At 64.1% G+C, this 13,918-nt stretch carries 10 protein-coding genes; 2 read left to right on the top strand and 8 right to left on the bottom strand.

Annotated features, from left to right (window positions below):
• Positions 1 to 276 precede the first annotated feature (276 nt).
• Both RW095_RS30185 and RW095_RS30190 read left to right on the top strand, forming a co-directional pair.
• Complete coding sequence (locus tag RW095_RS30185) at positions 277 to 2,091, top strand: putative bifunctional diguanylate cyclase/phosphodiesterase (RefSeq protein WP_317022383.1); 1,815 nt, start codon at positions 277 to 279, stop codon at positions 2,089 to 2,091.
• A gap of 91 nt (positions 2,092 to 2,182) precedes the next feature.
• Positions 2,183 to 3,640 (top strand): HDOD domain-containing protein, encoded by a 1,458-nt coding sequence (locus RW095_RS30190; protein ID WP_317022384.1) that lies wholly within the window; start codon positions 2,183 to 2,185, stop codon positions 3,638 to 3,640.
• Between the two features lie 140 nt (positions 3,641 to 3,780).
• Here RW095_RS30190 and RW095_RS30195 read toward each other — a convergent pair whose 3' ends face one another.
• The 8 genes from RW095_RS30195 to RW095_RS30230 form a co-directional block, all read right to left on the bottom strand.
• Positions 3,781 to 5,160 (bottom strand): EAL and HDOD domain-containing protein, encoded by a 1,380-nt coding sequence (locus RW095_RS30195; RefSeq protein ID WP_317022385.1) that lies wholly within the window; start codon positions 5,158 to 5,160, stop codon positions 3,781 to 3,783.
• Between the two features lie 277 nt (positions 5,161 to 5,437).
• Positions 5,438 to 6,238 carry an ABC transporter substrate-binding protein gene (locus tag RW095_RS30200; protein WP_317022386.1) on the bottom strand — a complete coding sequence of 267 codons (801 nt, stop codon included), beginning with the start codon at positions 6,236 to 6,238 and terminating at the stop codon, positions 5,438 to 5,440.
• Positions 6,239 to 6,517: 279 nt separating this feature from the next.
• Complete coding sequence (gene astE, locus RW095_RS30205) at positions 6,518 to 7,570, bottom strand: succinylglutamate desuccinylase (RefSeq protein WP_317022387.1); 1,053 nt, start codon at positions 7,568 to 7,570, stop codon at positions 6,518 to 6,520.
• A complete protein-coding gene (astB, locus tag RW095_RS30210) occupies positions 7,554 to 8,894 on the bottom strand; it encodes an N-succinylarginine dihydrolase (protein ID WP_317022388.1) in 1,341 nt (446 codons plus the stop codon). The genes astE and astB overlap by 17 nt, the downstream gene beginning before the upstream one ends.
• Positions 8,895 to 8,903: 9 nt before the next feature.
• Positions 8,904 to 10,367, bottom strand: a complete 1,464-nt coding sequence (gene astD, locus RW095_RS30215; protein WP_317022389.1) for a succinylglutamate-semialdehyde dehydrogenase — start codon at positions 10,365 to 10,367, stop codon at positions 8,904 to 8,906.
• 2 nt (positions 10,368 to 10,369) lie between these two features.
• Positions 10,370 to 11,407: an arginine N-succinyltransferase gene (astA, locus tag RW095_RS30220; protein ID WP_317022390.1), complete on the bottom strand. Its 1,038-nt coding sequence runs from the start codon at positions 11,405 to 11,407 to the stop codon at positions 10,370 to 10,372.
• On the bottom strand, positions 11,404 to 12,462 hold the full coding sequence (aruF, locus tag RW095_RS30225) for an arginine/ornithine succinyltransferase subunit alpha (protein ID WP_128594800.1): 1,059 nt from the start codon (positions 12,460 to 12,462) through the stop codon (positions 11,404 to 11,406). The genes astA and aruF overlap by 4 nt, the downstream gene beginning before the upstream one ends.
• Positions 12,463 to 12,517: 55 nt before the next feature.
• On the bottom strand, positions 12,518 to 13,753 hold the full coding sequence (locus RW095_RS30230; protein ID WP_317022391.1) for an aspartate aminotransferase family protein: 1,236 nt from the start codon (positions 13,751 to 13,753) through the stop codon (positions 12,518 to 12,520).
• Positions 13,754 to 13,918: the final 165 nt, after the last annotated feature.

Raw genomic sequence — 13,918 nt, forward strand, 5'->3', positions numbered from 1 at the left:
CGAAATGTGGCGCGGCAGCGGCGCGCCGCCACCGCACAAGGGGTTTGCCGTATTAACGGACGCCGGGCCGCCGCACTTTAACGCAATCGCCGGAACCCGCGGCCATGGCGGCTCGCCGTCCCTTACGAAAAGTTTTTCTCGCTCGCCGGCTAAAGATTCCGGGGCGCGAGCCGTTATCTTGTTCTGATGGGGCGGCCTGCTACTTTTTGACCGCCCTCACCAGGCGAAAAGCAAGCCGCTCCGCCTGCAGACGAACACAGGTTGCCAGCGACAAACATGGAAGCGAACAGGATCACCGCGCCCCGCCGGGGCTCCTTGCGCACGGTCGTCGACCGGCTTCTTGCGCTTGGCCGCCGCGTGGACGACACGCCGCAAGCAGCCCCGCCCCCGCCGCCGCAAATGGAACAGGTGGTGGGCGCCGTCGATCTGCTCGCCCACGTGGACAGCGAACTGCACTTTATCTATGTGTCCGACGCGAGCCTGCGCTTTATCGGCTATCACCGCGAGTATCTCGAGACGATCACGCTGCATGAACTGGTGGCGCAGGCCGATGTTGCCCGCCTCGACGCGCTGCTTGCCCGCGCGTCGGTTTCGGGCAACGTGGAGAAAGCCACGCTCGGGCTCATCAAGTCGCTCACCTACCCGATCACCGTGGAGTTGCGCGTGGTGCGCAGCAGCCACAACGGCATCGGCGGCTATGCGATTGCCGGCTTCGACGTGTCCGCCTGGCGAGCGAGCGAGGAGCGCCTCATCCAGGCACTGCATCTGGACCGCCTGACCAACCTCGCCAATCAGTCCGCGCTGATTCCCGCCGTGCTCGAGGCCCAACAGCAAGCCGACGCGCACGGCACGCCGGCCGCGCTGCTGCTGCTCGACATCGACGACTATCAGCGCGTGAACCGCGCGCTCGGCTACGATGCCGGCGACGAGATGCTGCGCGACACTGCGCGGCGTCTCATGAACATGACGAGTCCGAGCGAGACCGTGGCGCGCGTGGCAAGCGACGAGTTCGCGATCCTCGTGAAGCCCGCTGCGAACCGCACCGACGCGGCCGCCGCCGCCGAAACGCTGGCCCGGCGCCTGTTGACCGCGATCCAGCAGCCGTATGTATTTAGCGGCCAGCAAGTGCATCTTTCGGCGAGCATCGGCATCGCTCTGTATCCCGATGTGCGCCACGCCAACGACACCGCGGCCCACGACACGCATCTGCTGCGCTGGGCCGACCACGCGTTGTTGCAGGCCAAGGCGGCCGGCGGCAATACGCTCGCGTTCTATGTGCCGGACGACAATCCCGCCGACGCCGAGCGCCTGAAACTGGAAGCGGATCTTTACGACGGCGTGCGCAACGGCGAGTTCTCGCTACATTTCCAGCCGATCACGAGCAGCCGCACGCACGGCGTGGTCGGGGTCGAGGCGCTGATCCGCTGGCTGCATCCGGTGCATGGTCTCGTGCCGCCGTCGATGTTCATTCCGCTCGCCGAATCGATCGGCCTCATCAACTTCCTCGGCAACTGGGTGCTGAAAATCGCGTGCATGCAGTTGATCCAGTGGGACGCCAAGGGCATTTCGCTGCAATACGTCGCCGTCAACGTGTCGCCGCAGCAGTTCCGCGATCCGCGTTTCAAGGACGCCGTGCGCGAAGCGATCAACCTGACCGGCATCGACCCGCGGCGCCTCGTGTTCGAAATCACCGAAAGCCTGCTGATGCACGACCCGGCACACGCAAAGGTGTTGCTGGAGGACCTGACCGCGATGGGCATCCGCTTTGCCGTCGACGACTTCGGCACCGGCTATTCGAGCCTGGCTTACCTGCAACGGTTTCCGCTTGCGAAGCTCAAGATCGACAGGAGTTTTGTCGAGAATCTGCTAACCTCCCGAAACGATCAGGCGATTGTCAGCGCGGTGGTCGGCCTCGCCCAGACTCTCGACCTGGAACTGGTCGCGGAGGGCGTCGAAACCGAAGCGCAGCGCGCCCTGCTCACCGAGATGGGATGCGATCACATACAAGGCTGGCTCGTCTGCCAGGCGTTGCCTTCCGACGAACTGGCGCAGCGTTTCGAAGCGCGCTCGCTTCACCTGCACAGCGCCTAGCAGTGCGGGTCAAGCGCTTACGCAGCGGCACAAGCCGGCTTCAGGCCGGCGTGGCATTCATTGGAACATGTATGGCTTTTGCGGGACTCACATGGTAAAGGCGGCTGTGCTCGACCGGCTCTGGACGCGAATGAGCGAGCGCGGCGATTTCCCCATGCTGTCGCAGTCGCTGCGCACCACCATGGCGGCGATGAACAACGACGACCTCGACTTCACCGGCCTCGTGCAGGTGGTGCTCTCGGACTTCGCGCTCACGCAAAAGGTGCTGCGGCTCGCGAACTCGGCCATGTATATGGCTTTCGGCGGCAATATCACCACCGTGTCGCGCGCGCTGATGGTGCTCGGCATGGACGCGGTCGGCCATCTCGTCGTCGGCCTGAAGATCGTCGATCACTTTCATCACAGCGCGCCGCGCCGCATCGACGCGAAGCTCGAACTGAACCGCACGCTGCTCTCGGGCTGCGTCGCGCGCAAGCTGACCGAACGCGGCGATCTGCGTGCCGGCGAGGAAGCCGTGGTCTGCACGCTGATGCGGCAAATCGGCAAGCTGCTGGTGGTCTTCTATCTCGACGCGGAATGGGATCAGATTCGCCGGCACATCGACAGCGGCACGCTGGAAGCGGACGCATGTGTGCTGGTGCTCGGCGTGACGTTCGACGAAATCGGCGCCGAAGCCGCGGTCCGCTGGCGCCTGCCCGACATGATCCGCTCGGGCATGGGCGAGTTCGATCCGCAGGACACGGAGCAGCCGCGCCAGGTGCAATGGCTGCGCGCGATCACCAATTATTCGACGGCGGTCGCCGACGTCCTCACGCAGCAGAACGTGCCCGACTTCGAGCGCGAGGAACGCATCGCCGAACTCGCGCAGGAATATAGCCGGGCGCTCAACACCGATCCCGAAGTGCTGCTCGAAATGAGCGTCGCGCTTGCCCGCGAGGAAGGCGGCGACGGCGTGATGCGCGAAATCGTCGAACTGCGCGCGAATGCGGACGCAATGGCGCGCGAGGCGATGAACCCGGAAGCGCGCATTGCGGCAGGTGTCGAAGATCTGCGCGCCCTCCCCGACGGCAGTTCGCTCGCGCCCGCCCTCGGCATGGCTGCCGAAACGGTCCTCGCGGCGCTCGGCTTTGCGCGCACCGTGGTGTTCGTCAAGCACAGCAACGGCACCTTCCGCGCGCGCCTGGGTCTCGGCCCGAAGATCGACGCGGCGCTGCCCAAGCTCACGTTCGGTTCGGCGTTCGAACCCGACGTGTTCCACCTTGCTATAGCGAATTCGGTGGGCATCTTCATCGAAAACGCGCGCGATCCGAAAATGGTCGCGCGCCTGCCCGAATGGTTCCGCCGCTCTTTCGACGACGCCCGCGCCTTCGTGCTGTTACCGGTGGTGGATGAGACCGATCAGACTGTCGCGCTGCTTTACGGCGACTGGTCTCATACTCAGGAGCCACGCCGCATCTCGCAGAAAGAGATGAGCGTGCTGAACGAACTGGCCAAGGAGTTAGGCCGTTTTTTCGGCCTGGGGCAGATGCGGGAAATGGAGACGATGTAAAGACGTGGCGTGATCGTTGATCACGGTACGTAAGTCTCCTGCTTCTGCATTTGCCCGACGCCTGATTTTGCAAGTCAGATTCGCGATGCCGGTTTGCGCTGCATGCCGGCATCGCGCTAATCCGCTTTAATCTCTGAACTTCAGTCCTCGATTCTTTCCAGGCCTTCCGCGCTGCGGTCCGCGACACCTGCCCAGGCGCCGGCCGCGAGTCCCATCTGAGCGACCTCTTCCACCGTCAACGGCGCAAGCTGCGCGCACAGTGCGGCAAGCTCGTCCCACGAGCCGCTCTCCAGCGCCTCGACGGTGTCCAGCAACAAACCGAGCGCGCCCTCGCGTTGCAGAATCGCAGCCTGGATCGGACGCGACAGCGTGAGCACATTCAACGTGCTTTCGAGCGAGCCGCCGAACACCGCGTCGACGAATGAAAACACACCGGTGAGAAACGCCGCGTCGGCTTCGTCGCGGCCGGCTTCCGGCAAGCGTTCGATCGCCAGTTCCATGAAACGCGCGCGGGTCGCCGCCAGTTGCAGCAGCGGATCGTCTTCGAGCGCGACCTTGCGGCCGTCGGCATACAGCAGCAACTGGGTCCAGCGTGCAATCCGGTCGGTGCCGGTTGCGTTGATCGCCTCGCGCAGCGTGGTCACCTTATGACCGACTGCCAGCCCGCTGGAATTCGCGAGCTTCATCAGATGCATCACCAGCACGGGATTGAGCTTGAGCTCCGCTTCGAGCTGCGCGACAGTCGGGTCGCCTGCGAGCAGTTGCAACAGATTCAGCAGCGCATGGCGCGGCGCGCTGACGCGCCGGGTCAGCGCGGTTTGCGGGCGTGCGAAGAAATACCCCTGGAAGCGGTCGAAGCCGAGGCCCTGTGCCGTTTCGAAGTCGGCTTGCGCGTCGAGCCCCGATGCGATCAGCAGCTTGCCCGCCGACTTGAGCACGCTCGTCAGCTTCGGCAACAGCGCGGCGGGTGCGCGCGTGATGTCGATCTTGATGGCCTCGGCATAGGGCAGAAGCTTCGCGAAAGTCTCGTTGGGCTGAGTCACTTCGTCGAGCACGAAACGGTAGCGCCGGCCATGCAAGAGCACGATGCGCGCATTCAGTACCTCGTCGACTTCCAGGTTGGGCGGGAGTTCGAACAGGAAGCGCTCGGCGGGCAACCGCTCGATCGCGTCGTCGAACAGCATGTCGCGGCTCATGTCGATGTACGCGGGATGCCCGGTCAGCGCGCCGCGCACATTGCTCTGGGTGAGGCCGCGGATGATTGCGCGCGCCACGCGCTGCGCGGGCGTGGGCGCCCGGCCTGCCTTGGCGCTGGCGTCGTCCGCGTTGCTGTCAGCGTCGAGGTCGACGTCGAGGTCGGGTAGCGGTTCTGCCGGCAACTCCGGCGCGCGTATCTTGAGCTCGTAACCGCACAGCATGCCGTCCCGATTGAGGATGGGTTGCCGTGCAAAGCTGGCGTTCAACTGCTCATCGTCCGTGGCGCGCGCATGGCCCGGATTTTCGACTGCAATGGTGCTCATTCTGGTCCCCCGCGAGGCGCCGCCCAGGCGCTTGTTGCTGTTATGCCTGTGTTATCGCTGTGTTATCGCTGTCTTGTGGTCACCACTGTACAGATTGCGCCTGATTTATCGTTTGCGACGGCAGCGCGTCCGGCGATTTTAGCGCAGGCAGTCTTGCACGGGCATGTCGAGAAAACAATATCAGCAAAAATTTCGTAAGCGCGGAAAACGCGTTCTTCTGACCTGGAATAAAAAACGGCCGCAACTAGCGGCCGTTCATCTTAGGCGCGGCGATACGTTACTTGAGCACCACCTTCACGTCGAAGTACTTCGCCGCGAAACGGTCGATCGTGCCGTCTGCCTTCAGTTCCTTCAGCGCCTGGTTCAATGCGTCCTTCAGCGCCGCATCGCCCTTGCGGATGCCGAAGCCGACGCCCGCGCCGAGCAGTTTCTCGTCGCTGACAGCGGGACCGGCGAATTCGAAGCCCGCGCCTTGCGGCTTCTTCAGAAAGCCCTTGGACGCAGCCTCGGCGTCCTGGAACGATGCGTCGAGACGACCGGACGCGAGGTCCGCATAAATCTGGTCTTGCGTCTGATACGGCACGACGTCGACACCCGCCGGCGCCCAGCGCGCCTTCGCGTACGTTTCCTGGATCGTGCCCTGCAGCACGCCGACATGCTTACCCTTTAACGACGCGGGCGTCGGCAGCAAGCCACTGCCCTTCTTCGCGATCATCTGATTCGGGATCGTGTAGATCGGGTCCGTGAAATCCACTGCCTGACGACGCTGGTCCGTGATCGTCATGTCCGAGTTGATCGCGTTGAATTTGCGCGCCTGCAACGCGGGAATGAGACCGTCGAACGAATTCTCGACCCACACGCATTTGGCCTTCAGCTTCGCGCAGACAGCATTGCCCACGTCGATGTCGAAACCCTGTAACTCGCCCGACGGCGACTTCGATTCGAACGGCGCATACGACGCCTCAACGCCGAAGCGCACTTCCTTGATCTCTGCCGCCGCTGCGGTGCCTGCCGTTACTGTCGCCGTTGCCGTCGCGAATAGCGCGAGCGCGGCCGTGTTTCGCCAATTCATCTTCATTGCGGGTGTTCCTCTACGGTATTGAACAAGACGGAGCCGAATCCGGACAGGCATGATTGCCGCGCCAAAAATGCGATTCAAACTCGTGCGGCCGATGTGGTGCAGCGCAGCAGCCGCGAGGCGGGGATTGTACAGGCGGGCGCGCCGCGCCTGCGGGCAACTGCGTCAAGACGCCAAGCGGAACGCAGATTCAAGCGCACATGCAAAGCTGCAACTTGATGTCGCGTGCACGCAAAAACATCAGCGCCGATGCGGCCGCCGTTCATGCGGATCGCGTGGTTAGACGAGCTTCGACAACGTGTCGTGCGTGGTGTCCACTACCATCAACCCGGCACGCAAACCGGGCTTGACGGTCGCGTTCGGGAACACCAGTCGCTCCTCGTCGTGTTGCACGACGTAGCGATAGTCGCCATCGCGTGCGACCAACGTGCCCTTGCCAAAGGGCGTGAAGTTGGCAACATCGGGCGCGACCAGCAATTCGAACGCTTCGCTGTGCTTTGTGATCTGATCGATCACCGTGAAGGCGCGCGGCAGTTCCGCTCGCGTGCGGCCATTCGTGCCCGCGAGCATATGACGCAACGCCTCGTCCGCGCCGGCAAAACGCGTGAGGTCGTTCTGGCCGAACGGGCGCACTTTGCCCAACTCGAGCGTGCACGCTTCGGCTTCACACGCGTGCGCGGTGAAATGCGAGTACGTATTGCCCTTCGTGGTGTGCAACAGCACGGCACTGATGCGCGCCTCTGCGAGCCACTCGAACATCGCGCGCGAAAACGGCCTGCCGGTATGCGGCAGCAACGCGAAGCGCTCGAACGCGGACGCGCGGATTGCCGTGTGCATGTCGATATGCCACCGTGCTCCGGGCTGCCGCGATGCGGTGGCGAAGAACTGCGTCGCCGCCTGTTCGAGCGCGGCGGCGCGCGGCGCTTCGTAACTGTGCGGCAGCTGCAGATGCCGGCCGCTGAAGAGGCGGTTGAGATCGTCGTCGCGATAACGGCACGCGTCGCGCATTGCATCGACATTGCCGAGAATCACCAGCAGACGACACGTCAACGCGGCCTCGCCGCGCGCTATATCGCGCACGAGATAAGACAGCAGTTCGATCGGCGCGGTCTCGTCGCCATGCACGCCCGCCGAGGCCAGCACGCTGCGCGTGTCCGCCGCAAGTGCCGCGGGCTCCATCGACAGAACGCCGTCGTCGAGCCACGACCAGCGCACGCCGCCGGCACACGTGCCTTGGGTTTCGTTCGCGGAAGGCCGCGTGCCCGCGAGCGTGTACGCGAGGAAATCGTCCAGCATCGCGGGCTGCGTGTGGCGCTCAGCGCTGGAAGTCATAGAGCGACCCGAGTCCCAGAATCTGCGTCAGTTCGTCGAGTGCGCTGCGCGATTCGACGAGCAGTTTCGGATCGGCAAGATCCGCGGGGGCGAGACGGTCGCGATAATGCTTTTCGATCCACGAATCGAGCCGGCCGAACAAGGTGTCGTCGATCCACACGCCTTGTGTGACCGCCGCGCGTTCCGCATCGCTCAACACGACACGCAGGCGCAGGCAAGCCGGACCGCCACCGTTCTTCATGCTTTCGCGCAGGTCGAATACGAGCACGTCGTCGATAGGACCCGTATGCGATGTCAGGTCGTCCAGGTAAGCGGCCACGCGGGGATTTTCGCGGCACTCCTGCGGCACCACCAGAACCTGCTTGCCGTCGGGGCGCGTCAGCAACTGGCTGTTGAAGAGATACGACGAGACGGCGTCTGCCACGCTCACCTGCGCGTCGGGCACTTCGATCACATTGAACTGAGCCTTCAGACCCGCGAGCTTCGCGCGCAATTCGTCATACACCGCGTTCTGCTCGACGAACGCAAGCTCGTGACAGAACAGCGTATTGCGATTGCCGACCGCGATCACGTCGTTGTGAAACACGCCCGCGTCGATCACCTCCGGGTTCTGCTGCGCGTACACCGTGGCCTCGTCTTGCAAACCGTGACGGTGCGCGACCGCGCGGCTCGCCTCGAACGTTTGACGCGCGGGAAAGCGCTTCGGCTCCGGCCCGCGACGATACTCGCTGCGGCCATACACGAAGAATTCGACCCCACGGGTGCCATATTCCGAACAGAAGCGCGTGTGATTCGCCGCGCCTTCGTCGCCGAGCGCCGGCGTGCCGGGCAGCGCCTCGTGCACCGCGAAGCGATCGGCGTCGCTGAAGATGGCGCGCAACGTGCGGCGCGTCGATTCGTGCTCGATCGCGCGATGCAGCTTGCTGCACAGATTGGCCGGCGTGAAATGCACGCGGCCGTCGTGCGTGTCAGCGGACGGACTCACCGTCGCAGCATTCGCGGTCCACATCGCCGATGCCGAACTTGCCGCGGCGAGCAACTCAGGCGCGTTCCTCGACACGCGCTCGATCACCGTCGCGTCGTCGCCGGAAAATCCCAGCTCGCGCAACAGACGCATCGACGGGCGTTCCTGCGGCGGCAACACGCCCTGATGAAAACCGAGATCGGCCAACTGCTTCATCTTGCGCAGGCCCTGCTTCGCGGCCGCCTTCGGATTCGCAACCGACTTCTCGTTGTTCTGCGACGCGACGTTGCCGAACGACAGCCCCGCGTAGTTGTGCGTCGGGCCGACCAGACCGTCGAAATTGGCTTCAGTGGCTTGCATCGTCGATCCTTAGAATTGGAGGCCCGGCGAGACGCTCGCGGGCATTTGCAGTTGCGCGCTTTCGACGGAAGCCATCGGGTACGCGCAGTAGTCGGCCGCGTAATAGGCGCTCGGCCGGTGATTGCCCGAACGGCCCGGTCCACCGAACGGCGCACCCGACGAAGCCCCATTAGTCGGCCGGTTCCAGTTGACGATGCCCGCGCGGATGGTGCGCTGGAAATGCGTCCACAGCGATTCGTCGTCGGCGAGCAGTCCAGCGGACAGGCCAAACTCCGTGTCGTTGGCTTTTTCGAGCGCTTCGTCGAAGCTGCCGTAGCGGATGATCTGCGCGAGCGGTCCGAAATGCTCCTCGTCGGGCAGATTCTTCACAGCGCTCACGTCGAGAATGGCCGGCGTGACGAAGCCGAGTTTCGGATCGCGTTGCTCCATCTTCAACAACGCGTGTGCGCCGTCGGCAAGCAAACGCTCCTGCGCCGCGACGAGCCGCGAAGCCGCGCGCGCCGAAATCACCGCGCCCATGAAAGGCTGCGGTTCGGCGTTGTATTCGCCGACGCTGATGCGCGACGTCACTTCGACAAGGCGCGCAAGGAAGCGCTCGCCGAACGCGTCGTTCGGCACGAAGATACGGCGCGCGCAAGTGCAGCGCTGTCCCGCTGACAAAAACGCTGACTGGATGGTGTGATGCACGGCGGCGTCGAGGTCCGCGACCGGGCCGATCACGAGCGGATTGTTGCCGCCCATCTCCAGCGCAAGCACGATCTCCGGGCGTCCGCCGAATTGCTTGTGCAACAATGTTCCGGTGTCCGAACTTCCTGTGAAAAAGAGGCCGTCGATCTGCCGGTGATTCGCGAGCGCAATGCCCGTGTCCTTCTCACCCTGCACGAGATTGAGCACGCCGGCGGGCAAGCCCGCGTCGCGCCACGTCTGCACGGTTAGCGCCGCCACGCCGGGCGCGAGTTCCGACGGTTTGAAGACAACCGCGTTGCCTGCGATCAGCGCCGGCACGATATGCCCGTTCGGCAAGTGACCCGGGAAGTTATACGGCCCGAACACCGCCACCACACCGTGCGGGCGATGCCGCAATACCGCGGTGCCGTCCGCCATCGCCGAACGCTTTTCGCCAGTGCGCTCGTTGTACGACTGAATCGAAATCTCGACTTTCGCAGCCATCGAGGCCGCTTCGGTGCGCGCTTCCCACAGAGGCTTGCCGGTTTCGCGGCCAATCGCTTCGGCGAGCGTCTCCTTGCGTTCGGTGACGAGCGCGGCGAAGCGGCGCACTACCGCGCACCGCTCGTCGAGGCTCGCTGCGGACCATGTTGCGAACGCACGGCGCGCGCTGCGCACCGCGCGGTCCACGTCGTCCGCGGAGGCGCTATTGCCTTCCCACACCGTCGCGCCCGTGCCCGGATTGCGCGACGCGAATGCGGGTCCTGTGCCGGCGGCCCATTCGCCGTCGATGAAAAGCTCGCTCATGATCATCCTTGTTTACGTTTCAGCGCCAACACCCGAACCGGGTCGCCTGCGTTGACGCCCAGCGCCGACGCTTCTCTCGCGTTCATGCGGAACACGCCGTCTTGCGGCACGCCCGCCGCCACGCCTACGCGAAAATCGCCGAGCGACGTGTTCGACACCATCGAGCGCGGTGCATCCTGCGCCGCGCCCGCCGGCACGTCGGCAATCTCGACCGGCACCAGCACGCTTTCGCGCACCGTGCGCAAGTCGGAGATATGGCATTCGAGCACCGGACCGGCATCGAAAATATCGACGTGGTTTTCGTAACGCAGCCCTTCCGCTTCGAGCATGCGGCGCGCCGGAATCGTGTCGTTATGGGTGAGGCCGACGCATTGCTGCGCCTCTTGCGGCAATAACTCGACATACACCGGATAGCGCGGCATCAGTTCGGCAAGGAACGCTTTGCGTCCATGCGAGCTTAGATAGTCGGCCGCGTTGAAATCGATCTGATAGAAGTGCGAGCCGACCGCGCGCCAGAACGGCGACGTGCCTTCCGCATCGAAATGCCCGCGCAATTCCGCACATAGGCGCTGCGGAAAACGCTCACGAAACTGCGCGAGAAACATGAAGCGCGAGCGCGACAGCAAGCCGCCCACACCGCTCGTGCGATATCGCGGGCTCAGAAACAGCGAACACACTTCGGCATAACCGGTTAGGTCGTGCGAGATGTTGAGCGCCCGCATGCGCGTCCAGATGCCCAAGTCCTGGCTCGCGTGCACCACCGTGCTCACCCGATAGTTGTAGAACGGCTGTTGCAGACCGACCGCCGCTTCGATTCCGCACACGCCGGCCACGTCGCCGGTCGCCGTGTCTTCCATCACGAAGAAGTAGCCCGCTTCATGCGGCTCGGCCTTGTCTTCCATCGTGCGGCGCGCACGTTCGACTCGCGCCGCAAGTGCCTCGCGATCCGGCTTGAATGTGGTGAGCCCCGGCCCCGTTTCCTGCGCGAGCCGCATCAACGCGTCGACATCGCCTCGTTGCACCACGCGAACGACGATCATTGCGCGTCTCCCGATTGTTCATTCGTTTCCGGCCGATGCAACGGCACGCAGCGCACCGTATCGCCGTCCTGCACGCCGAGCGCCGCACGCGCCGGCTGGGCAAGCGGCGCGCCTTCGTTCCTCGCCGTGGGCAACTCGCCGAGCACACAGCGGAACTGACCGTCCGCGCCGTTGTGGGCGATCAGATACGTCGAGCCGTTCGCCCCGGCCGCCGCCTCGTGCGCCACCCGCGTTTCGTTGTGGGTCACGCAGGCGCTGCGATCCACCTGCGCGGTGAGCACCGGGCCCGCATCGAAGATGTCAATGAAGCGATCGGTCTCGAAACCCTCTTCAAGATGAATTTCGTACGCAAGCAGAGCCTTCGAATCCGGCTCGCCGAGCACACGCTGCGCCGCTTCCGGCAGCAACGGCACATAGATTGGGTACGTCGGCATCACTTCGGCGATGAACGTTCTACTGCGCCCGCCCGACTCGATTTCGATGTCGGCGAAATTGCGGCCGAAGAACTTGCGCCCCACCGCTTCCCAGAACGGCGACACGCCGTTCTCGTCGGTGACGCCTAGCAGCAGCGAGAACACCTCGGGCGTGAAGCGCTTGCGATTGGCCGCGATATACATCATTCGCGCGCGCGACATGAGATGCGCGGCGGCGTCCCCGCGCAGCGACGGGTCGATGTAATAGCCCGCGAGCCGGCTCTTGCCGGTCAGTTCATGCGACATGGTGAGCGCATGGATCTTGCGGTTCACGTGCAGTTCGCGCGATGCATGGATCAGCGCGTCGTTGCGAAACGCATAGAACGGATCGGAGTAACCCGCGGCGGCGACGATGCTCGCCGTGCCCATCAGCTTGCCGCTCTCCGAATCTTCGAGCACGAACAGATAGAATTCCTCGCCCGGAAAATCGACCTCCGCGCGAAACGAATCCTCCGACAACGCGACGCGTGCTTCGAGCGCGCGCCGGTCGTGCGGTAGCGAATGCAGCACCGGTTGCGCGGTGCGCGCCATATGTTCGAGCGCATCGAGATCGGCGAGGCGGCCGGGGCGTACGAAGAGCATCATCGTTCCTGTTCAATGTGACGCATGAGCCAATGCGGAGCGTTCGAACCGCCGTTCACTTGGACGCGGCTTCGGCCTTCGCGCCGACCACGTCCGCGATAGCTTTGGCGAGACGCTCGAAGCCCTCGTTCATGTCGTCGAGCGGCATGATCAGCGACGGCACGAAGCGCAGCACGTCCGGTCCTGCCATGAGCATGATGACGCCATGCTGGCCGGCCGCCGTGACGAAGTCTTTCGCGCGACCCTTGTAGGCGTCGGTCAGTTGCGCGCCGATCAGCAGGCCCTTGCCGCGCACCTCGTCGAACAGGCCGAAGCGCTCGTTGAGCTTCGCGAGGTGGCCTTTCAGCACTTCGCTGCGGGTACGCACGCCTTCGAGCAGCTTCGGATCGCTGACCAGCTCCACCACTTTTTCCGCGATGGCGGAACCGAGCGGATTGCCGCCGTAAGTCGTGCCATGCACGCCGACCTTGAAGTGCGCGGCGAGTTCGTTCGTGGTCAGCATCGCGCCGATCGGAAAGCCGTTGCCGAGCGCCTTCGCGGTGGTCAGGATGTCGGGCGTGACGCCCGTGTCCTGATACGCGTAAAAGTAACCGCTGCGGCCGACACCTGTTTGTACCTCGTCAAAAATCAGCAGGGCGCCGTGCTGATCGCAGGCTTCGCGCAGCGCCTCGAGGAACGCCGGATCGGCGGGGATCACACCGCCTTCGCCCTGAATCGGCTCGACGATGACCGCGCAGGTCTTCGCGCCGATCGCCTTTTTCGCGGCCTCTATGTCGTTGTACGGCAAGTGAACGATGCCTTGCGGCACCGGCCCGAAGCCTTCTGAATACTTCGGCTGACCGCCCACGCTGACGGTGAAGAACGTTCTGCCATGGAACGACTGAGTAAACGAGATGATTTCGAATTTGTCGGCGCCATGACGCTCGAATGCGACGCGGCGCGCGAGTTTCAATGCGGCTTCGTTCGCTTCCGCGCCCGAGTTCGCGAAGAAAGCGCGGTCGGCGAACGTCAATTCTTCGAGGCGCCTCGCCAGACGCAGCACCGGCTCGTTGGTGTAGCCGTTACCGATGTGCCAGAGCTTGCTACCCTGCTCGTGCAAGACTTTCAGCAGTTCGGGATGCGCATGACCGAGCGCGGTGACGGCGATACCGCCGGCGAAGTCGATATAGTCGCGGCCTTGCGTATCCCAGACGCGTGAGCCGAGACCGCGATCCGGCACGAAGGCGGCGGGTGCGAATACCGGCACCATGACTTCGTCGAAGGTCTTGCGTGTCACAGTCAGGTCGTTCATGGCAAATCCTCGTTACAGGTGAGAGGTAGTACAGGTAGTGTAGGAAACCGCACGCGTTACGTCTTGCGCATACGCGACGCTTTCTATGAGGTTCGGCCCGCGCCGCGAGCGGCAAGCCCGCCAGCTTCGCCGCGCGGCCACTCGGCGGCGGCCAGCGAGCCGCGC

Source organism: Paraburkholderia kirstenboschensis, from assembly GCF_032806925.1.
GTDB lineage: Bacteria > Pseudomonadota > Gammaproteobacteria > Burkholderiales > Burkholderiaceae > Paraburkholderia > Paraburkholderia kirstenboschensis.